Consider the following 21,448-nt stretch of genomic DNA (forward strand, 5'->3'; position numbering starts at 1 on the left):
TGAAAACGGGTACTTTTTCCAGCGAATACCATTGACTTTCGTTGCGCATCTGCCGCGAGTTGCAACCGTCGCATCGGCCGATGCGACCGCCTTCTTTCCGCGGCACGCGTTGGAAACGTTGCCGGAACGACAGACCGAACATGCGGCCGATAGTTCGCGGCGGGCCACCGGATACTTCGCGAAATCGCTACGTATTCCGGTTGTATCGATTTCCGCCTCCAGGCGGACCGGTCGACGCCGCGCCGAACCGCAGCGCGATCGTGCGCAGGCGTCGTCTCAAAATCGGCGACTGCGCGGTTCGCGCGATCGACCCCGTCGCAGCCCCCGACATTAGGTGACCACACGAGCGAATACCTCTCAGCGCCGGCGTCGCGACTGCGGCGAACGCGTGTCGTCGCGTTCGAAGCGCCCACGTTTAAATTTTGTTATCCGATTCAAAGTCCGGTGCGAACGTGCGACGCGAACGCGCACAGATCCGCGCCCGACCGCGGACGCGGAGCCTCGCGAGCCCCATCGAATCCACAACAACGCAAAAAGGCACTCGGGAACAACATCGGACCGCGAACTTGCCGTGCGGCGCGTTCCCGTCGGTTACCTGACGCAGGCGCGGGCGATTTGCCGTCACCGTTTTCTCATTCGCGCAACGACGGCAACGTCGGCGGCGCGCCGAAGCGGTCGGAACCGCCGGCCGGCGCCCGGGGGCGGCCGATAGCTTTGCCGCCAATCCGCGCTTAGCTCGAACGATGCCCCCGGAGCGCGTCATGAACGTGATCGGCTTGCCCGCGGCCCTTTGCGGCGCGATTCTGCTGGCTTGTGCGATCCCGCTGCCGGCCTGCGCCGGCAGGCTCAACGACACCGGCCAGGTCAATTGCTTCAGCGCCAGCGCGCAGACGGGCACGGTCGGCGTCGCCAGCCCGAACGGGGCGCTTCCCGACCCGCGGTACGAACGGCAGGACTGCACGCGCGGCCTCGCCGCGGCCGATGCGATGGGCCGGATGGCCAAGGTCGGCGCCTCGGGCACCGAAGGACGCGACTACACCAAGGTCGCCAACGACGGTACGTCGCTCGCCGCCGCGGCGGCCCTCGGCAACGGCGCCGAGGACTGGGCCTGCACCCGGGACAACGTCACGGGCCTGGTCTGGGAAGTCAAAACCGCCGACGGCGGCGTGCGCGATCGCAACAAGACCTACCCGTGGGCGAACGCCGGCACGTATCCCGGCACGGTCAACGGCCTGGCCCTGTGCGGCTACACCGACTGGCGCCTGCCGACGGTGGACGAACTGCTGTCGCTGATCGACGCCGACGCGGTCAATCCCGCCATCGACGGCACGTATTTCCCGAATACGACGAACGGCCTCTACTGGAGCGGCATGACGCACGCCGCCGACGCGACGTTTGCCTGGTACGTCCGTTTCAGCGACGGCTTCATCGGCTCCAATCGCGGCAACGCGCTCGCGGTTCGGGTCGTGCGGGGCGGGCAGTGAACGGGCGTCCCTTCGTTCTCGCCCTCGTCCTCGTCGCGCTGCTGGCACCGGCCGACCCGCTGCGCGCGGCCTGTCCGTCGCTCACGAACTACACGGCGAGCACGCCCGACGCGGCCGGTCATCCGAACGACACGGTGGTCGTCGACAACGCCACCGGTCTGATGTGGAAGCAGTGCCCCGAGGGCGTGACGAGTTCGAACGCCGCGACGGGCGCAGTGTGCGACCAGGGCGCGATTACGAAGATGAGCTGGGCCGGCGGGCTCGCCGCGGCGCTCGCGTCGTCCCATGCCGGCTACGCCGACTGGCGCGTGCCGAACATGATCGAGCTGCACAGCCTGACCGACATGTTCTGCTACGAGCCGGCGATCAACACGGCGTTCTTTCCCGGCAGCGGAACGGACTTCTACTGGTCGTCGACCTCGTCCGTCGCGAATGTGCTGACCGCCCGGGCCGTCTACTTCCTCAACGGTCAGATCAACAGCGTGGGCAAGGGCGTCGGCTACGGCATCCGGCTCGTGCGCGGCGGGCAGGGGCTCGACGCGTTCGCGTCCAACGCGCCACGCGTAACGGCGGTGTCGCCCGACAGCGGCCCGAGTGCGGGCGGCACGACCGCGGGCGGCCCCGGCGGCACCGTCACGCTGACGGGCCTGCTGTTCGCCGGCGCGACGAAAGTGACGTTCGGCGCGACGGATGCGACGACGTTCACCGTCGCCAACGACACGACCCTCACGGCCGTTCCGCCCGCGCACGCGGCGGGCACGGTCGACGTCCGCGTGACGAACGCGAACGGCACGAGCGAGGCGAGTGCGCCGAGCCGGTACACGTATGTCGCGGCGCCGACGGTGACCGGCGTTTCGCCGGACGTCGGCACGTCGGCGGGCGGCACGAGCGTCGTCATCGCCGGCACGGGCTTTGCGAGCGGCGCGACGGTGCGATTCGGGGCGAGCGCGGCGGCGAACGTGACCGTCGCGAGCGCGACGCAGATCACCGCGACGACGCCCGCGCACGCCGACGGCACGGTCGACGTGACCGTGACCACGTCGGGCGGTACGAGCGCGACGAGCGCGGCCGGCGGGTTCACGTATTTCACGGCATCGCCGATCGTCGATTCGCTCGCCGACGGCGTGCCCGCCGCGCCGCTGAACTGCGCGGCGGGACATGCCGGCACGTGCCGCCTGCGCGATGCGATCGCCGCCGCGCAGGCGGGGGAAGCGATCGGCTTCGCCGTCGACGGCACGATTGCGCTGGCGGGCGCGCCGCTCGTACTGGACCGCAGCGTCGGTCTCGATGCCGGCCAACATGCCGTGACGATCGACGGCGGCGGCAGCGTGACGGCGTTCAAGATCGACGCCGGCGTGACGGCGCGGATCGAACGACTCACGATCCGAAACGGCAACGCGAGCCAGGCCTGCGCGACCGGCCGCCGCTGCGGCGGCGGTATCCACAACGACGGCGATCTGACGCTTTCCGGCGTCACGGTGTCCGGCAACGTCGCCGAATACGCCGGCGCCGGCATCTACAGCCGGGGCGCGCTGCGGCTCGTCAACAGCACCGTGTCGGGCAACGCGGTCGGCGCCGCGGACGGTTCGGGCGGCGGAATCTACAACGCTGGAACCGTCCAACTTTCCAATAGTACCGTGTGGGAAAACGCCGCGGCCTCGGGCGGCGGCTTGCGCAACGCCGGCGGCAGCGGCGATGCGTCCCTCGTCAACACGATCGTCGGCGGAACGTCCGGCGGCTCCGCGTGTGCGGGCGCTGCGGCGGATCTCGGCGGCAATCTGGACGACGACGGCAGCTGCGGGTTTCTCGCCGTCAACGGTTCGGCGTCCGGCGCCGCGATCGATCTGGGGCCGTTGCGGAACAACGGCGGTCCGACGCCGACGGCGCTGCCCGCACCGGACAGCGTCGCGATCGGCTTCGGCCGCGACGACGCCTGCGCCGACGCATCGAACACGAACGGCGTCGACCAGCGCGGCCGCGTTCGTCCGCAAGGCGCGCACTGCGACGCCGGCGCGACGGAAGTGGGCCTGCATACGCTTTCGGTGAGCGTGATCACGCCGAACGGCGCGGCGGCGAGCACGAACGGCACCGTCGCCGGCTGCAGGAACGGCGGGGGCGACTGTTCGGGCGAATATGCCGCCGAAGGCGAGGGCGTGCCGGTGCTCGCGGCGCTGACCGCCTTGCCGGACCCGCACTATCACCTGGCCACCTGGGGCGGCGACTGCGCCGCCGACGGCACGGTCGCGATGAACGCCGACAAGACCTGCACGGTCGCGTTCGCGATCGATACGCACACCGTCGGCGGCAGCGCCGAAGGCCTCGCCGGCAGCGGCCTCGAAGTGCGATTGAACGGCGGCGACGCGCAAGCCGTGTCGGCCGCGGCTCCGGCGTTCGTCTTCGCGCCGCTGCCCGATCTCAGCGCGTGGACGGTCGCGGTGACCGCGCAGCCGGTCTCGCCGTGGCAGACCTGCACGGTCGATGCGGCCACCGCGAGCGGAACGCTCGATGGCGCGGACGTCGCCGATGTCGCGGTTCGTTGCGCGACGAACGCGTACACGATCGGCGGTACCGTCGCCGGCTTCGCCAACACCGGCTCGAATCTCGCGTTGCGACTCGACGCCGGCGGCGAACAGAACGCGAGCGTCACGCCTGGCCAGTCGGGCTTCGCGTTCGCGGCGCCGGTCGCGAGCGGTACCGCGTACGCCGTATCGGTCGCGCATCAGCCGCAAGGCCAGTCGTGCACGGTCGTCGCGGGCGCCACGGGCACGGTGGGAGGCACGAACATCTCGGACGTGCGCGTCGCCTGCCTGCGCCCGCCGCGGATCGTGATGGCCGTCGGCGACGGCAGCGACTACGCGTCGTACGGCGGCGTGGCGGAATACGTCGTCCTGCTGACCAACACCGGCGGCGCCGCCGACGGGGTCGCCGTCGCCGCGACGCTGTCGCCCGCGTTCGATGCCGCCGCCGCGACGTGGATCTGCGACGACCGGATCATCGGCACCGTCTGCGCGCCGTCCGGCACCGGTCCGCTCGCGGACACCGTCCGCCTGCCGCCCGACAGCAGTCTGACCTTTCTCGTCAGCGCGCCGCTGCGTTCGGACACGCCCGAAACGACGGCGACGATACAGGTCGGCGCGACCGGCGCCGCGACCGCTACCGACGTCGACACGCTGGTGATTTTCCGGGACGGGTTCGAGATGCCGTGACCCGCCGCCGCCGGCCGGCGGCGACCGTGTATCGCAATGTATCCGCCCGTCGCGAAGACGCGCGCGCATACAAATCGCCGGGTCGGCCGATGCATCGGGGATACGTGCGGGCGCTCAAATGCCGCCACGCAAGACGCACCACCCCACGATCCATCCACCCAGGAGACAACGCATGAACGCCAATACCGAAACCAAGGTTCTCTACACCGCCCGCAACCACACGACCGGCGGCCGCGACGGCGGCACGTCGCGCAGCGACGACGGGCGCCTCGACATCAAGCTTTCCACGCCCGGCACGGGTACCGGCACCAACCCGGAGCAGCTGCTCGCGGCGGGCTGGTCGGCCTGCTTCATCGGCGCGATGCGCCTGGCCGCCGGCAAGCTGAAAGTGCGCATTCCGAACGACGTCGCGGTGGACGCGGAAGTCGACCTGATCCAGCGCGGCGACGCCTACTTCCTGCAGGCGCGCCTCAACGTCAGCCTGCCGGGCCTCGAGCGCGACGTCGCGCGGACGCTGGCCGACACCGCGCATCAGACCTGTCCGTACTCCAAGGCGCTGACGGGCAACATCGACATCGCCATCAATATCCTCTGAACCACGACGCGCGGCTTGCCGGCCCACGGCAAGCCGCGTGCGGGAGAACCTTCATGTCCGACGATATCCGGCAAGACCGCCGCCGCTTTCTGGGAATGACCGCCATGACGCTTGCCGCCACGCAACTGGGCCTTTCGATGTCGACGCCGGCGCAGGCTGCCGCATCCGCCGCGGGCCCGCTCGCATCGTTCGGCGCTTTGCGGCGGATCGAGGCCGGCGTGCTCTCGACGAGCTACGCGGAAGCGGGGCCCGCGGACGGTCCCGCCGTCATCCTTCTGCACGGCTGGCCGTACGACATCCACACCTACGTCGACGTCGCGCCGATTCTCGCGGCGGCCGGCTATCGCGTGATCGTGCCTTCGCTGCGCGGCTACGGGCAGACGCGCTTCCTGTCCGCCGACACGCCGCGCAACGGACAGCAGGCGGCACTGGCCGCCGATATCCTTTCGTTGATGGATGCATTGAAAATTCAGCAGGCGATCGTTGCCGGCTGCGACTGGGGCGCGCGCACGGCGTGCAACGTGGCGGCGCTGTGGCCCGAACGCGTCAAGGCGCTGGTATCGGTGAGCGGCTATCTCGTCGCCAACGTCGAGGCCAACAAGAACCCGCTGCCGCCCGCGGCGGAGCACGACTGGTGGTACCAGTTCTATTTCGCCACCGAGCGCGGCCGGGCAGGGTACGAGAAGTACCGCCGCGATTTCGCGAAGTTCATCTGGGGCACCGCATCGCCGCAGTGGCGCTTCGACGACGCGACCTTCGACCGCAGCGCACCGGCGTTCGACAATCCGGATCACGTCGACATCGTGATCCACAACTATCGCTGGCGTCAGGGCCTGGCCGAAGGCGAGCCGCGGTACGCCGAACTGGAGCGGCGCCTCGCGCGGAGCCCGGTCATCGGCGTGCCCGCGATCACGCTCGAAGGCGACGCCAACGGCGCGCCGCACCCGCAGCCGGCCGCCTACCGCGCCAAGTTTTCGGGCAAGTACGAGCACCGCACGCTGACCGGCGGCATCGGCCACAACCTGCCGCAGGAGGCGCCGCGCGAATTCGCGCAGGCGATCATCGACGTCGACAAATTCTGATGGCGATCGGGCTCGAGCGACGGGCCGGGCAGATCGGGGCGAACAGGTCATACTTGGCCGGGCAGCCTTGGCAGAGCGAGAGCCTGAATGAACATTTCGAAAAAATCGCTGGAGAGCAGCCGCCGGACCGTCGCGGCGTACGAGGACTATGCCGTTCGCTACGACGAGATCGTCGCCACCGCGCCGTGGCCGAACGAACGACTGGCGCTGCGGCAGCTGATGGCCGCCGTCGAGTCGGGCGGCCGGATCCTGGAAGTCGGTTCCGGCGCCGGCCGCGATGCCGATTTCATCGAATCGCTGGGCGCGCAAGTTCGGCGGACCGATGTGACGGAGGCCTTTCTCGACATCCAGCGGCAGCGCGGAAAGCAGGCGTACAAGCTGGATTTGCTGACGGACGAACTCGGCGGACCGTACGACGGCATTCTCGCCCTGTGCGTGCTGATCCACATCGATCGCGACTGCACGGACGGCGTGCTGCAAAAGGTGGCCGCGGCGCTGCGCAACGGCGGCGCCTTCCTCGTCTCCCTGCGCGAAGGCGCGGGCGAGACCGACGACGACGACGGTCACATGACGTACTGGAGCCGTGACGATTTCGCCGCGCGGCTCGACGCGGCCGGCCTGACGATCGACTGGGAGAACGCGCACGTCGGCGGTGTGGACAAGCGCTGGCTGACGTTTCTGGCGCGCAAGCCGTAATGACCCGGCGCCCGTCCGGACTTCACGGATTCGCCAAGGTGTCGGTCGCCACCCAGTTGGTTTCCCACGTCGCGCCCGCATCGCCCGAATAGGCTTGCTCGAAGCGTGCCGTGGTTTTCGTCGGGCGCGTGATGACGAACCGAACGAGAATGGCCTTTCCGCCTAGCGTGTCGTCGCCGGTGAACGTCCCTTTGCCGGCGGCGTCGAAGCCGCCGAACACCGGCGCGGTGAGCAGGCCGTTGCGCAGGCTGGCGTAGTTCAGGCTCCACTGGCGGGTCTGCGGATTGTACAAACGCAGCGAACCGCCCTCGATCTTGCCCGCCGATCCCGCGATCGACAGTTCCACGAAGTTGGCGCGGCCGTCGAGCAGCGGTTTGACGAGGCTTTCGCCGCGATACTCGGCCCATTGCGGAGGCTCGCCCGACAGCGGATTGCGCAGGACGCGGACGTCGCTCGTCCAGCGCCCGATCTCCCAGTCGAAATCGCGCTGGCCGTCGCGCGTCTGCGCGGCCGTTCCGACCGGCACGGCGGCGGCAATCGCGATCATTGTGCACATGTGGCTGAATTTCATCGTGTCGCTCGCTCTCGCACTGCGGCCTCGGCCTTGCGTCGATGAATCTGCGCGCTGCGACGACAATGGAACAGAACCAGTTTCGATGCGGTCGGCGATACCGGTTCGCCGGGGCGAACCATCGGGGGCGTCGGGCGTTCGCGCGCCGATCGAATCGGGCACGACGAAAGCGGGGCTGCGACGCGTTGCGCGCTTCGCAGCCCCGCGACTCGCCGACCTTACGGCGAGGTGTAGCTGCCCTGCAGCGAGACACCCGAGAACGTCGAGAACGCGCGCAGCACGACGTAGTAGGTGCCGGCCTGCGGGTTCGCGATGTTGCACGTCTCGGCGTTGCCGCCGATGTACGGACGGCAGTCGTAGCTCGACGTCGTCGGCGCCGAGCCGAACTTGACGTAGAGGTCGGCGTCGCCGGTGCCGCCGGACGTGACGAACGCAAGATTCGTCGCGCCCGCCGGAACGACGAGCGTATAGGTCGACGTCGTCAGGCCCGAGCCGGCCGAAAGGCCGGTCACGGCGACGCCGTTGCACAGGATCGTGCCGCCGCAGCCGCCCGAGTAGACCGCGACCGACGCGGTCTTCGTCTGCGACGCGCCGCCGTTGTCCGTCACGGTCAGCGACACGGTGTACGTGCCGGGCGCGACGTAGGTCTTCGCCGGATTCGTCGCGGTCGAGGTCGTGCCGTCGCCGAAGTTCCAGCTGCGCGAGGCGATCGTGCCGTCGACGTCGGTGGAGGTATCGGCGAACGTCGCCGTCAGTCCGCTCGTCGCGAACGTGAAGTTCGCCGTGGGAACGATGTTCGAACCGCCCGTCGTGTAGCTGCCGGTCAGCGAAACGCCGGAGAACGCCGAGTACGCGCGCAGCACCACGTAGTACGTGCCGGCCTGCGCGGTCGCGATGTTGCACGTCTCGGCATTGCCGCCGACGTAGGGGCGGCAGTCGTAGCTCGACGTCGTCGGCGCCGAGCCGAACTTGACGTAGAGGTCGGCGTCGCCCGTGCCGCCCGCGGTGACGAACTGGAGGTTCGTCGCGCCCGCGGGAACGACGAGCGTGTACGTCGCGGTCGTTCCGCCCGCGGCGGCCGCAAGGCCGGTCGCGGCAACGCCGTTGCACAGCACCGTGCCGCCGCAGCCGCTCGAGACGACCGTCACCGACGACGTCTTCGTCTGCGTCGCGCCGCCGTTGTCCGTGACCGTGAGCGACACCGTGTACGTGCCGGCCGCGGCGTAGGTCTTGGCCGGATTCGTCGCGGTCGACGTCGTGCCGTCGCCGAAGTTCCAGGCGCGCGACACGATCGTGCCGTCGCTGTCGCTCGATCCGTCCGTGAAGGTGGCCGCGAGCCCGTTCGTCACGTAGCTGAAGTTCGCGGTCGGCGCGGCGTTCGGCGGCGTGCCGACGGTGAGCGATTTCGTGATCGCGTTCGTCGCGCCGGCATTGTCCGTGACGCTCAGCGTGACGTTGTACGTGCCGCCGGCCGCGTAGGTCTTTACCGGGCTCGCCGCCGTCGACGTCGTGCCGTCGCCGAAATTCCAGCTGCGCGAGGCGATCGTGCCGTCGGCGTCGGCCGACGCGTCGGCGAACGTCACGGTCAGGTTCGACGCGGTGTGCGAGAAGTTCGCGACCGGCGGCACGTTGCCGCTGCCGGCCGCGTAGATCTCGGCCGTCGCGAGCGGCCCCGAGCCGCCGGCAAACAGCACGTTTCCATTGTTCAACAAAGTGGCCGTGAACATGCGCGTGCGCGAAGCGGCCAGCGAACCGGCGTCCGCCCAGGTGCCGGTGGCCGGGTACCAGCGTTCCAGGCTGCTCGTGACGGACGCGTTCGTGTAGCCGCCTGCGACGAGCACGCTGCCGTCGGTCAGCGCGACGGCCGTGTGTCCCGCGCGCGCCGTCAGGAGCGCGCCGGTCGACGAGAAGGTTTGCGTCGCGGGGTCGAACACCTCGGCGCCGGCCTGCTTGCTCGAACCGTTGCTGCCGCCGGCGATCAGGATGCGGCCGTCGGCCAGGCGCGTCGCGGTCGCGGAGTGGCGTGCCGTCGCCATCGCGCCGGTGGCGCTCCAGGTGTTCGTCGCCGGGTCCCAGATGTCGGCGGTCGTCAGGACGACGTTCGCGTTGTTCTGGCCGCCCGCCAGCAGCACGCGGCCGTCCGGCAGCAGCGCGGCGGCGCCGCGGCTGCGCGTCGTGTTCATCGCGATGGCGACGGTGAACACGCCGGTGGCCGGATCGAACACCTGCGAGTTCGTGCCGTCGATGACGAGCACCTTGCCGTCCTGCAAGGTGACGGTGGTGGGGTAGGTCGTGACCGTGTTGCCGGTCAGCGAGCCCGGCGTGACGCTCCAGCTCGCGCTGACCGGATCGTAGATTTCGGCGCTGCGCAGGAACTCGCCGCCCGACGCGGTCTGGCGGACGCCGCCCACGATGAGGATGCGCCCGTCGCCGAGCGTGGCGACGCCGGCTTCGCCGCGCGACACGACGAGCGGCGGCGCCGCGGCGAACGCGCCGGTGGCGGCGTCGTAGAACTCGGCGCTCGCGGTGCTCGGACCGCCGGTCGAGTACCCGCCCATGACGAGGACGCGGCCGTCGGGCAGCCTTGCCGCCGAGTGGTCGGCGCGGGGGACGGACATCGATCCGGTCGGATCGGCCGCAACCGCGACCTGAGCGACGGTCGGCATCAGAATCAACGCCGAAAGCAGCGGCGTCAGAAACGTTCGTGTGGTTCGGAGCATGGTTGTTGTCACCTGGTGTGTGTTGTTGAACGGAACTGCGGAAGGGCAACGTACGGATCGAGGCTGTCGCAGATGTTGCAGAGCGATGCCCGCAATCGGCCCAGAAGCGGGTAAACGGATGACCGCCGACGAGCGGGGCCGATCCGTCGCGCGGGCGAAGCACCTCCTGATTGCGGATAAGGACAGGTCAGTCGAACGGTTGCGTTTCGCTTCGGGGTTGCGCGCGATCGGCGCCGTTTCACGGCAGACCGCGGCAACGACCGGAAGCATCTCGCAGCGGCGTCTCAGACTCTGCGAGCGGCGAGGCAGGGCTCGAACGGGAGGCGACCGGACGAGGTCGAAGGGCTGTCGCAGCGGATGAGACGGCGGGCCTTCAGGAGTGCGCCTGCCTTTTACGAACTGTGGAATATGGCGTGTTGTAAATAAAGATACTATTGGAATATCGGCAACCGGAGCGGCATGCAGCCGCATGCCGCTTCGCCCTCAATGACGCGCCAGCCGCGGCCAAGCCCAGGCCAGCGCCAGCCATGCCGGCAGCAACGCCAGCGCGTGCCAGAACATCGTCAGCTGCGGACGGATTTCCAGATCGAACAGCGGCACGCCCTGCAGCCCGAGATAGGCCGCGACGATCAGCACCAGTTCGAACGGCCGGGCATGGCGACAGAGCGCGCCCAGGCACAGCCCCCAGCTGACGATCGAGGCGCTGACCGCGATCGCCGCCAGCGCCGCGATCGGCGCCGTCGCGAGGAGGCGCAGCACGCCGGGCAAGGTCAGCACCAGAAGCAGCGCAAACCCGACCGCGAAGCGCGCGGCCAGCAGGCGGCGCAGGATGTCGGGTGCGGCGAACACGAGTCCGCCGGTGCCGTATTCCTTCTCCTGCAGAACGCTGCGCGCCAGGATATCCAGCGGCAATACCCACGCCAGCAGCATGCCGGTCTGCATCGCCATGCCATTGCCGAATGCCTGCAGACCGAACGCGACCAGCGCCGCCAGCCACCACCAGACGCGGCGCCTGCGCAGCGCGGATTTCAGTTCCGCCACCGCGAGTATGCCGACCCGGCCGCGGGCGAAACGATCGAGCAGCCGGTCGAGCCAGCGCAGCCTGGCACCGGCCAGGGATCGGGCCTTGGCGGACCCGGCGCCGCGCGCCGCGGCCCAGTCGAGCCACGGCGCGGCCGCGAGCACGCCGGCCAGCGCGAACAGCAGCCACAGCCCGCGGCCGAATACATCCATTGCCCGCACCGGCCACGATTTCCACTCGAATCGCACCGGCGCCTTTTTGATCCCCGCGTGGCCGACGGTATAACCGAACGCTTGCGGCGCGCCGGTCTGTTGCTCGCGTACCCGATGGAAATCGCGCCCGACCATGATCATGCCGTTGGGGTCGCTGACCCAGCCGTCGCGAACGACGCGGCTGTCGGGATTGTCGAGCTGCGCCACGGATACCGACGTGATGGCGATCCACACGATGAAGAACAGCACGTTGCCCGCCGTGCGCCGCAGCCACGGCAGCAGATCGAACCAGATCGCGAGCATCGACGTGATCGCCAGCCCCGGCAGGTTCAGGAGCAGCACCGGCTTGACCAGTTCGAGCACGTCGATCGAACGGTCTTCCGCGCGGATCCATTGCGCGACCAGGGCCACGCCGAGCCCGACGGCGACGATGATGCCGAAGATCACCATGTGGCTGGCCCATTTCGCCAGCAGGTAGCCGCCGCGCGTCATCGGCGTGGCCACCAGGAGTTGCCAGACGCGGGTATCGATGTCGCGCACCAGCGTGCCGCGCACCAGATAGAACCCGCCCAGGCTGAACAAGGTATTGAACAGCATGGCCACGACCATGCCGACCCAGGCGCTGGAGTAGTAGCCGCGTTCGCCGCCTTGCAGCGCGACGATGAGGTAATGGGCATCCACCGGCGGAAAGCACTGGCTGATGGCCAGGATCATCCCGACCAGGATCACCCAGAAGCGCGCGCTGCGCGTGCGTTCGCGCAGATCGGCCAGCAGGATGGCGAGGAAACGCTGCAGGGCGGCCATCAGTGGCGCTCTGCGCCGGTGCCGAGCAGCCGGGTATAGGCATCTTCCAGCGTGGGCGCAACCGCCTGCGCTTCGGCGTGCGGCGGCTCGGCGCTGACCACGCGCACGCGGATGCCGTCCGGTCGGCGCAACGAAGCGCAGACGACGAATTGCTGACGCACGTGCGCCAGCTGTTCCGGCGCCAGCGTCCACTCCCACACGTGGCCATCGGCCTGAGCGAGCAGTTGCTCGGGCGTGCCGTGGAAACGCAGGCGCCCGCCCGACATCACCGCCAGCGCCGTTGCGCTGGCCTCCACGTCCGAGACGATGTGGGTGGAAAGAATCACCAGGCGCCGGCCGGCGAGGTCGGTCAGCAAATGCCGGAAGCGCATGCGCTCTTCCGGATCCAGCCCGACGGTCGGTTCGTCCACGATCAGGAGTGCAGGGTCGTTCAGGAGCGCCTGTGCGATGCCGACCCGCTGGCGCATGCCGCCGGAAAACTCGCCCAGGCGGCGATCCGCCGCGTCGTTGAGGCCGACCAGACTCAGACAGTCGTCGACGCGCTCGCGCGCCGCGGCGCCGGCCAGCCCCTTGACCGCCGCGAGGAAGGCGAGGAATTCCCGTGCGCTGAGCGCCGCATAGACGCCGAAGTCCTGCGGCAGATAGCCCAGCGCGGCACGCAGCGGGTTCGGGTCGGCGGCGATATCGGCGCCGTTCCACGTGACCTTGCCCGACGTCGGGCGCGCCAGCGTCGCCAGTATTCGCATCAGCGTGGACTTGCCGGCACCGTTGGGGCCGAGCAGGCCGAGGATGCCCGGCCCCAGCTTCAGGCTGAGATCCGACACCGCGACATGCCCGCCGGAATAGCGGTAACCCACGGATTCTACGAAAAGTTCGCACTGCGACATGCCACGCCCCCTTGGAGAAGGGCGCTCGGCAATGTGCTGAATCCGTCCCTTGTGCTGGTAGTGTAGTTACCTATAACACCAGATCACATAGGCCGTAAGACATGCGGCCCCGTTCGCCTTCGTCGTTCGACGCATCTCGAAGGGAGTGCTCGACTCACATCCGATCCTGAAACTGCCGGCGAAAGCGGCGGCTCAACGGCAGTCGGACCCGGGAATGCAGCACGACCTCGTACTCGCCGCTGCCGTGCAGCTCGAGTCCGCGGACCTTGTCGACATTGACGATGATCGAGCGGTGGATGCGGACGAACGTCCTTTCGTCGAGCGCTTTCTCGAGCGCCTGAAGGCTGCGGCGCAGGATGTGCGTCGCGCCGCCGACATGCAGGCAGGCGTAGTAATTCGCCGCTTCTATCCAGTCCACATCCGAGGCATTGACGAACAGCGTCTGGCCCCGGCTCTTGACGACGAGCCGGTCGATCCGGCGCCGGCCTTGCGTCGGTTCGAGGGCGAGCCTGGCTTTGGCCCGCTGCAACGCGCGCTCGAACCGCGCGTTGTCGAACGGCTTGAGCAGATAGTCGAGCGCCCCGGCATCGAACGCGCGCAGCGCGTATTCGTCGTAGGCCGTCACGAAGATGACGGCCGCCGGCATGTCGGGCCCCATCAGCTCGAGCACGTCAAAGCCGTCGCATTCCGGCATTTGAACGTCGAGAAAGAGGATGTCCGCCTTCGTGCGTCTCATCTCGTCGATGGCGGCCTGACCGGACTCGCATTCGACGATGGCGCCGATATCCGAGGCGCGGCGCAGCAGGACGACGAGGTTGCGCCGCGCGATGGCCTCGTCGTCGACGACGAGAACGCGCAGCGGCGTCATTCACGCCACCTGCAGCGGCAGCGTCACCACGACGTCCACGCCGTCGGCGCCGGCGTGTTTCAGCACGAGGTCGGACGCATCGCCGTGCAGGATCCGCAAACGCGTACGCAGATTACCGAGACCGACGCCCGTGTGCGTCGCATCGAGATCTTCCTGCGTGCACGGACCGTCGTTCGACACGCTCAGCCGGAGCGTATTCCCGCTGGCCGTGCCGGCGATCCGGATTTTGCCGCCGGACACCCGTTTCGAAATCCCGTGCTTGATCGCGTTCTCGACGAGCGGCTGCAGCAGCAGGTTCGGCACCTTCGCGTGCAGCAGTTCGTCCGGGATGTCGAGGTTCACGCGCAGGCGATCGCCGAAGCGCAGCGTCTGGATGTCGAGGTAGCGCTGCAGGTATTCCACTTCCTCGGCCAGCGTCACCTGCGCCCGGTGCGAATCTTCGGTCGCGCGGCGCAGGAATTCGCTCAGCCCGACGATCATGTTGACGGCGGCCTGATTGCGCTCGTCGCGCACGAGGCCGGCGATCGTGTTGAGCGTGTTGTACATGAAGTGCGGTTCGAGCTGCCTGCGCAACGCGGTGAGCTGCGCTTTCGACAGTTCTTCGTTCAGACGCGCCGCTTCCGTCATCTGACGGGCGATGCGGTCTCGCGCGTCCACGAGATACGTCACCGTCAGTATCAGCAGGTAGGCGATGGAAAATGTAAACAACTGGAAGACGAGCGACGTCGTCCACGTATTCACGAACGTGGGCCAGCGGTTGTTCGCCCAGGGATTGAACGACACCTGCAGCGACGCGGACCACGATTCGACGATCGCGCTGATGACGGCGAACGCGGCCAGATGCACGACGACCGCTCGAACGCTGGTGTCGCGAACGAGCGGGTAGCGCCGCGCCAACCCGATGATGACCGGCGTCGCCAGTGCCCACGGCAGCCACAGCGCCAGCTCGGTCGCGAAGAGCGGCAGCCAGGAGTGCTGTCGGCCCTCGACCACGCGCATCACGAGCACGGTCTGGCTGGCGTCGAACAGTGCGCCGGCCCCCAGGCTGCGGCGATCCAGAGCCAACGGGTGCGGCCCGCGGAGGTTCGAAGGTCGGTCATGGCGGCACGATACCGCAAGCCCGAATCGGCCCGTACACGTTATGCAGTGAGCGGCGGTCGACACGCAGCGAGCGGTCTGGTTCCGGGCGAGCGCGACGCCTACGCTGGCTTCGCCCCATCGACGAGGAGACACCGCAGATGAAACGACTGATCGCTTCGGTTCTATTGGCTTCCGCATTCGCCGCTTCGGCCTGGGCCGACGCCTCGCGGGGGGCGTTCGGGGACGCGTCCGCCGTCGCCGCCGTCAGGCAGGTCGGGCAGGACATGGGCGATGCGATGGTCGCGCTCGATGTCGACAAGGTCGACCGGATCTTCGGCGACGACTGGGTGACGATCGGATTGTCCGGCAAGGTCTTCACGAAAGAGGCGCTGCTGAGCGACATCAGGACCGGCAAGAAGCGGCTCACGTGGTTCGAACTGCGGCCCATCGACGTCCAGGTCTTCGGCGATGTCGCCATCGCGCAAGGCAACGTCGCCGAAAAAAGGATCATTGACGGAAAGGAAACTTATATCGAACTCGTCTATGCGGACATTTTGAACAAGCGCGACGGTCGCTGGGTCGTCGTGCGCAGCATGGGCGCGAAGGTGAAGTGATCGGAGCGATGGACCGGACGATTACGTCGGACCCCGATCCGCCTCCTGCGCCGCGAGCAGGATGGCCTTCACCTGCGCGTACTGCTGCAGCCGCGCGCGGTCCTTGTCCGTCGGCGCGGCGATGCGCGAGAGGTCCATGTTGTCGGCGACGTCGGCGAGCTTGACCGCGCGCGCGACCGGATCGGCCGCGGCGCGGTGCGCCGCGGCGATGCGGTCTTCGCCGGGCAGCTTGGTCAGTGCGCGCACCGCGGCGATCACCTCGGCCGGAAAGCCTTCGCGCGCGAGATCGTCGAACGTCAGCGACGTATCTTCGACCACGTCGTGCAGCACGGCGGCCATGCGTTCGTGCGTGCCGCGCTGCGCGAGCATCAGGCGCAGCGGATGCAGGATGTACGGCGCGCCGGCCTTGTCGGTCTGTCCGGCGTGGGCGCGCGCGGCGATTTCGATCGCGCGCTCGAGCGTGCTCACGGCGCGCTCGCGTCGGCGTTGCCGGGAACGATCTCGTGCGCGACGCGCCAGAGCACGCCGGTCGGATCGCCGAGCGTGAAGTCGCGCAGTCCCCACGGACGGTCCTCCGGCGGCTGCGCGTGCACGCCGTAGCGCGCGGCGAGATCCTGCTCGACGACGCGGCCCCACCACGCGTCGGCGTTCTCGACCATCAGGTGCATCATGAAATTCTCGGCGTGCTCGCGCACGTAGAAACGCTGCAGCAGAAAGCTGCAACGACCGACGTAGAGGTATGCCATGTCGTCGGACATCACCTCGGCGGTGAAGCCGAGGTCGCGATAGAACGCGAGCGAGCGTTCGAAGTCGCGGGCGGGGACGAAGGCCTTGATTTCCAGGCAGCGCAGGGAGGTGTTCATCGGCGTCGCGGTCTCGTACGGTCAGGCGCGAGGAGTGTTTGCGTTGTCTCGTTGTGAACGTCCGCGGCCGCGATCACGACCCGGTAGCGCGTTCGAGTTCGTCCGCGCAGTCGGACAGATGACTGACGACCGGATCGTCTTCGAATTCGGCGTCGACGGCCGCCGCCATTTCTCTGAGCGCATTCGAACGTTCTTCGTCCGACAGGCGGTGCAGCTGCGTTTCCAGATCCGACAGCTGCGCGACGAGCTTGTCGAGAAACCGCCGTCGCGCATCGTCGCGGCTGTCCGCGCGTTCGTCCTCGACGTATTCCACGAGCAGCGAGAACAAGGCCTCGGGGTCGGACCAATCAATGAACGACATGTGCGATTCCGGATCGATGGGGATTCTTCCACTTTAACCGATTCGCGCGCGCCGCCGTTCGCGCAACGACGGACCGTAGCGCACGATGCACCACAGCGCGCGCACGCCGTCCCTCCAGCCGATCTTCTTGCCTTCGGCATGGCTGCGGCCGCGGTACGCGATCGCGACTTCTTCGATGCGGCAGCCGGTTCGCGCGATCTTCGCGGTGACCTCCGGTTCGAAGCCGAAACGGTCTTCCTCGATCCGGATGCCCTGGACGATCTCGCGGCGGAATACTTTGTAGCAGGTTTCCATATCCGTCAGCCGCAGGCCGGTGAACGCGTTCGACAGCCGCGTGAGCACCCGGTTGCCGATCCAGTGCGCAAGGCGCATGCCGGGCGGTCGGCCGTCGCGCAAGCGCGAACCGAACACGACGTCGGCGCGGTCCGCGACGATCGGTTCCACCAGCCGCGGATAGTCGTTCGGATCGTATTCGAGATCGGCGTCCTGGACGATCACGATGTCGCCGGTCGCCGCGCGGATGCCGGTGCGCAGCGCCGCGCCCTTGCCGCGGTTGACGTCGTGATAGAGCACCTGCTGCACGAGCGGCGCGATTTCCGTTTCGAGGATCGCGCGCGTGCCGTCGCGCGAGCAGTCGTCGACGACGATGATTTCCCGGGTCGCGTACGGCGATGCGCGCACCGCGTCAACGAGGGCGCGGATCGTGCGCGCCTCGTTGTAGCAGGGAATCACGACCGACAGTTTTATCGGCATCCGGGCATCGGTATTCATCCGGTAAGCATCACGAGTCCGACCAGCGCGAACAGCCATCGATAGCGCCGCTGCATCCACTCCGCGGTCGCGAAATCGAGGCCGCGCCGCAGCGCCTGCACGGACCACGCGAGGTGCACGAGCCAGGCGAGAGGGCTCCACAGCAGCAGCCGGGGCAGAACGCCGGCCGCGGCCAATGCGGCGAGCATCGCATAGGCGGCCGTGAACGTGACGAGGCTCGCGACGAACGCAGTCCTGCGGCCGAACGCGACGGCGTTCGTGCGTATGCCGTTGACCCGGTCGCCGTCGTAGTCGCGCACTTCCTGGTTGAGATGGCCCGCGGCGAAGACGAGGCCGAAGAACAGGCCGATGCCGACGCCGCGCGCGTCGAGCGCGTGAGCGAGCGTGTAGCCGAGCAGGAAGTGCAGCGTGCCGCCGACGAGATGATTGAGCGACGACGCGACCGGCGTGTTCTTGCCGAGCACCGGCGAGGCCGAGTACAGAAAACCGAGCGCGGCGATCGCGGTGCCGAACAGCAGCGCCGGCACGCCGACGGCCGCGAACGCGACGAACGCGAGGACGAGCAGCAGCAACGCGGCTCCCGCGACCTCGCGCCGGCTGATGCCCCGGCCGCTGAAGACGTGCGGCGCGCGCAGCGGATCGCGCAGGTCGCCGGCGTGGCCGGCCCAGTCGTTGAAGACGAAGATATGCGCCGTCAGCGCGCAGCTGCCGAAGGCCAGCAGGGCGGGCGCGACGAGGCCGTCGCGTTCCAGGCGCCATCCGCCGAGGAAGACGCCGAGGGCCGGCGATGCCTGCAGCGCGAGCACTTCCACCGCCCGCGTCGACGCGAAATGCCGGGCGATGCGCCCATATTGCCGGATCGTCGCCGTGTTCATGGCGCGGATGGCGGTGCGGCGTCGACGCCGGCGGCTTCGTGGAGCCGCAGCCACAGCGCGTAGCCGACGTCCTCCGACCAGTAATACCGGCGCACCGTGGCGCTCAGATCGTTGTGGTACAGCAGCGGCGGCGCCGCGCGCAGCAACGCGAAATCGTCGGCGCCGAGCTGCGCGAGCACGCGGCGCGCCGTCTGCCGCGCCTCGACGTTCCCGGGCGACGCCGCGATCTCGACGAGCGCGTGCACGGCCTCGCTCCAGATCGCCTGTCCCGCGACGGGCAGCGCGAGCCGCTCGACCGGCAGCGGCAGCGCGCAGCCGCGCTGCGCGAGTTCGGCCACGCGCAGATAGGGGAGAAGTGCAGACTTTGCGTAGTACACCCAGATGTCTTCGTCGCGAAACGCGCGCCGCAGCGCGCCGCACAGCGTCTCGCCCGACGGCGGGTCGCGCTCGCGCAGCATCAGGTACACGTGCAGCTGGATCGCGATGTCGGTCGGGTTCGGATCGCTGCCGGGATCGAGGCAGCGATAGTCTTTGCGCTGCGCGAGCCACGTGCGGTAGAAGCCGCGCGCGTCGCGATAGCGAGCGAGCACGTCGAGCATCGGTTGCCGCCGCGGATCGGCCGCGCCGGGGCCCGCGATGCGCCACGCGAGGGCCGTGTCGTCGGCATCGGGCGTGATCGCGCAGCCGAGCGTGCCGATCGCCGGACCGTCCGGCAGTCCGTGATAGCGCACGAGACCGTCGCTTTCGATCTGCGCGGCGAGGTGCGCGCGTGCGCGTTCCAGCGCGGCGTCGAGGTCCTGCCGGCGCGCGAGCGGGGAGAGGAGATCGACCAGCGTCGCCGTCAGAAACGTATTGAGTTCCGGCTGCGGCGCTTCGTAGCGCGGTGCCTTCGTATGCGCGGTGAGCCAGGCGCCGTATTCGGTCTGGTGTTCGCGCAAGAGCGCCGTCGCGCGCGCGGCCATCGCATCGCGCGCTGCCGCCGGCAACGGCTGCGGCGGTTCCGCGGCGGCTGTCGCGGGCGGTTGCGCGCGCACGATCACGCGCTGCTCGCGCACGATGCGGAAATCGCTGCGTGGTTCGACGCGCACCGCGAGCTGCAACACCTGCTCGCCCGGCGCGACGCCCCACAGGTTCGCCGCGATGCGCCAGCCCGACGGCGCGCTGGTGCGCATGGCCGCGTCGACGTCCGCGCGCGGCAGGAACTGCGTCGTCGCGCCGACGACGACGCCGTTGACGAGCAGCAGCAGCTGCGCCGGCGAACGCGCGCAGGCGAGCGCCCACCCTTCGAGCACGGCGCCGGGTTCGAGCAAGGGGGCTTCCGCCGCGGGCAATCGCGCATCGCCGATCCGGTCGATCGTGCCCATCGCGTCGCACAGCAGCTCGCCCGGCGCAGGCGGATGACGCAGCTCGGCGACGAACGGGAGGTTTCCCCACTGCCAGGCGCCGCGCATCGAGGCGGGATCGCCCGCGAAAATCGCCTCGTCGCTCGTCTTCGTGTACCAGAACGCGCCGATCGCCTGCACGCCGATCGATGCGGCGATCGCCGCGACGAAGACGCCGCGCGCCGCGGGACGCAGCACGAGCGGCGCTGGCGCCAGCATCCACACGAGGATCGGCAGGATATCGGTCAGCCAGCGCGGCCCCCACGACGTGCCGGCGCGCCAGTCGCCCTGCGCGTAGAGCAGCAGTTGGCCGATCACGGCGAGACCGAGCGCCACGGCGAGCGCCCGCGTGTCGGGCGAGCGCAGGCGCCGGATCCACCCCACGACGACGAACGCGAGAAACGGCGAAAAGACGAGCAGCCCGCGCGCCGGACTGACCAGCAACCCGGCGAGTCCCGACCAGTCGCCCTGGAAAAAATTGACCGGCGGCTTCACCACGCCGTAGCCGCCGGCGAGATGGCCCATGAAGCCGACGTTGTAGCGGAGCAGCGCCGCGATCGGGACGACGGCGCCGGCGATCAGCCACGGCGTGCTGCGCCAGTCGCGCCACACGACGACGGCGCCGATCGCCGCGGCCACCAGCGCGTCCGGCGGGCGGTTGGCCGTCATCAGCACGCAGACGGCGCCGAGCAGCGCGAGTCGCACGGCCCGCGCGGGACCGGCGACGAGCAGCAGCGCCAGCGCGATCAGCAGCTCGCCGGTGCCGTGCTGCCACAGCGCCTGGCTCGAAATCATCCAGGTGTTCGTGCCGAAGGCGAACGCGACCGCGAGCGGCATGGCCCACCGGTTGCCCTCGCGGCGCAGCAGCAGGAAGACGATCACGCCGGCGAGCGCGGCGAGGATCGATGCCGCGAGCTTTTCCATCCACTCGGCCACGCGGTCGACGTGCGGCTGCTCCCAGCCGCGCGCGTCGAGCCACGAGGCCGCGGGCGCGTACAGCGGCGCGACGAGGAGCGGCGTCACCACCGGATAGAACGAAGCGAGTTCGTGCTCGCGCGTGCGGATCAGCCAATAGGCCGTCGGTTCGAACCAGACGACCTTGCCGTCGTCGTTCGCCGGGCGATATCTCGGCAGCGCCGTCGGATGACCGTGCGCGTACAGACGCGCCTGCTTGCCGGCCTCGAGCGTGCCGTCGTGCCAGAGCATCAGCGGCAGATAGCGGGCGGGGACGGTATCCCCGGCGCCGATCTGCCGCAGGTTCGCGTTGTAGACCGCGAGGCACGCGAAAAACAGGATCAGCGGCGCGACGAGAGATCGCAGGCGATGTCGCACGGCGGCGGTCATGGGAGGTGAGGG

18 protein-coding genes are annotated in these 21,448 nt (G+C 69.0%); 6 read left to right on the forward strand and 12 right to left on the reverse strand.

What is annotated here, in order from left to right; all coding sequences use genetic code 11:
- The first annotated feature begins 761 nt into the window (after positions 1 to 761).
- The 5 genes from OD750_RS26995 (at position 762) to OD750_RS27015 (ending at position 7,063) form a co-directional block, all read left to right on the forward strand.
- Complete coding sequence (locus OD750_RS26995; protein WP_263542524.1) at positions 762 to 1,484, forward strand: Lcl C-terminal domain-containing protein; 723 nt, start codon at positions 762 to 764, stop codon at positions 1,482 to 1,484.
- On the forward strand, positions 1,481 to 4,690 hold the full coding sequence (locus OD750_RS27000) for an Lcl domain-containing protein (protein ID WP_263542523.1): 3,210 nt from the start codon (positions 1,481 to 1,483) through the stop codon (positions 4,688 to 4,690). The genes OD750_RS26995 and OD750_RS27000 overlap by 4 nt, the downstream gene beginning before the upstream one ends.
- A 172-nt stretch (positions 4,691 to 4,862) precedes the next feature.
- The gene (locus OD750_RS27005) at positions 4,863 to 5,285 is read left to right on the forward strand and encodes an organic hydroperoxide resistance protein (RefSeq protein WP_263542522.1); all 423 of its coding nucleotides are present in this window, start codon (positions 4,863 to 4,865) and stop codon (positions 5,283 to 5,285) included.
- Between the two features lie 53 nt (positions 5,286 to 5,338).
- Positions 5,339 to 6,367, forward strand: a complete 1,029-nt coding sequence (locus OD750_RS27010) for an alpha/beta fold hydrolase (protein WP_263542521.1) — start codon at positions 5,339 to 5,341, stop codon at positions 6,365 to 6,367.
- Positions 6,368 to 6,454: 87 nt separating this feature from the next.
- On the forward strand, positions 6,455 to 7,063 hold the full coding sequence (locus OD750_RS27015; RefSeq protein ID WP_263542520.1) for a class I SAM-dependent DNA methyltransferase: 609 nt from the start codon (positions 6,455 to 6,457) through the stop codon (positions 7,061 to 7,063).
- 22 nt (positions 7,064 to 7,085) lie between these two features.
- Here OD750_RS27015 and OD750_RS27020 read toward each other — a convergent pair whose 3' ends face one another.
- The 6 genes from OD750_RS27020 to OD750_RS27045 form a co-directional block, all read right to left on the reverse strand.
- The gene (locus tag OD750_RS27020; RefSeq protein ID WP_263542519.1) at positions 7,086 to 7,796 is read right to left on the reverse strand and encodes a hypothetical protein; all 711 of its coding nucleotides are present in this window, start codon (positions 7,794 to 7,796) and stop codon (positions 7,086 to 7,088) included.
- Positions 7,797 to 7,852: 56 nt separating this feature from the next.
- On the reverse strand, positions 7,853 to 10,354 hold the full coding sequence (locus tag OD750_RS27025) for a PKD domain-containing protein (protein ID WP_272842202.1): 2,502 nt from the start codon (positions 10,352 to 10,354) through the stop codon (positions 7,853 to 7,855).
- A gap of 483 nt (positions 10,355 to 10,837) precedes the next feature.
- The gene (locus OD750_RS27030; RefSeq protein WP_263542518.1) at positions 10,838 to 12,391 is read right to left on the reverse strand and encodes a hypothetical protein; all 1,554 of its coding nucleotides are present in this window, start codon (positions 12,389 to 12,391) and stop codon (positions 10,838 to 10,840) included.
- The gene (locus OD750_RS27035) at positions 12,391 to 13,278 is read right to left on the reverse strand and encodes an ABC transporter ATP-binding protein (protein WP_263542517.1); all 888 of its coding nucleotides are present in this window, start codon (positions 13,276 to 13,278) and stop codon (positions 12,391 to 12,393) included. Before OD750_RS27035 ends, OD750_RS27030 begins: the two co-directional genes overlap by 1 nt.
- Positions 13,279 to 13,432: 154 nt before the next feature.
- Positions 13,433 to 14,146 (reverse strand): LytR/AlgR family response regulator transcription factor, encoded by a 714-nt coding sequence (locus OD750_RS27040; protein ID WP_263542516.1) that lies wholly within the window; start codon positions 14,144 to 14,146, stop codon positions 13,433 to 13,435.
- On the reverse strand, positions 14,147 to 15,211 hold the full coding sequence (locus tag OD750_RS27045; protein ID WP_272842204.1) for a sensor histidine kinase: 1,065 nt from the start codon (positions 15,209 to 15,211) through the stop codon (positions 14,147 to 14,149).
- 173 nt (positions 15,212 to 15,384) lie between these two features.
- Here OD750_RS27045 and OD750_RS27050 point away from each other — a divergent pair, with 173 nt between their 5' ends.
- On the forward strand, positions 15,385 to 15,840 hold the full coding sequence (locus OD750_RS27050) for a nuclear transport factor 2 family protein (protein ID WP_263542443.1): 456 nt from the start codon (positions 15,385 to 15,387) through the stop codon (positions 15,838 to 15,840).
- Positions 15,841 to 15,861: 21 nt separating this feature from the next.
- Here the strand turns inward: OD750_RS27050 and OD750_RS27055 are convergent, their stop codons facing one another.
- The 6 genes from OD750_RS27055 to OD750_RS27080 form a co-directional block, all read right to left on the reverse strand.
- A complete protein-coding gene (locus tag OD750_RS27055; protein ID WP_263542442.1) occupies positions 15,862 to 16,308 on the reverse strand; it encodes an HD domain-containing protein in 447 nt (148 codons plus the stop codon).
- Positions 16,305 to 16,703, reverse strand: coding sequence for a VOC family protein (locus OD750_RS27060; RefSeq protein WP_263542441.1), 399 nt, complete (start codon positions 16,701 to 16,703; stop codon positions 16,305 to 16,307). The genes OD750_RS27055 and OD750_RS27060 overlap by 4 nt, the downstream gene beginning before the upstream one ends.
- A gap of 73 nt (positions 16,704 to 16,776) precedes the next feature.
- Positions 16,777 to 17,064 (reverse strand): hypothetical protein, encoded by a 288-nt coding sequence (locus OD750_RS27065; protein WP_263542440.1) that lies wholly within the window; start codon positions 17,062 to 17,064, stop codon positions 16,777 to 16,779.
- A 33-nt stretch (positions 17,065 to 17,097) separates the two neighbouring features.
- Complete coding sequence (locus OD750_RS27070) at positions 17,098 to 17,817, reverse strand: glycosyltransferase family 2 protein (RefSeq protein WP_263542513.1); 720 nt, start codon at positions 17,815 to 17,817, stop codon at positions 17,098 to 17,100.
- Positions 17,818 to 17,831: 14 nt separating this feature from the next.
- The gene (locus tag OD750_RS27075; RefSeq protein WP_263542512.1) at positions 17,832 to 18,710 is read right to left on the reverse strand and encodes a UbiA family prenyltransferase; all 879 of its coding nucleotides are present in this window, start codon (positions 18,708 to 18,710) and stop codon (positions 17,832 to 17,834) included.
- Positions 18,707 to 21,436: a hypothetical protein gene (locus OD750_RS27080; protein ID WP_263542511.1), complete on the reverse strand. Its 2,730-nt coding sequence runs from the start codon at positions 21,434 to 21,436 to the stop codon at positions 18,707 to 18,709. Before OD750_RS27080 ends, OD750_RS27075 begins: the two co-directional genes overlap by 4 nt.
- Between the last annotated feature and the right edge of the window lie 12 nt (positions 21,437 to 21,448).

The organism is Tahibacter soli, assembly GCF_025717065.2.
GTDB lineage: Bacteria > Pseudomonadota > Gammaproteobacteria > Xanthomonadales > Rhodanobacteraceae > Tahibacter > Tahibacter soli.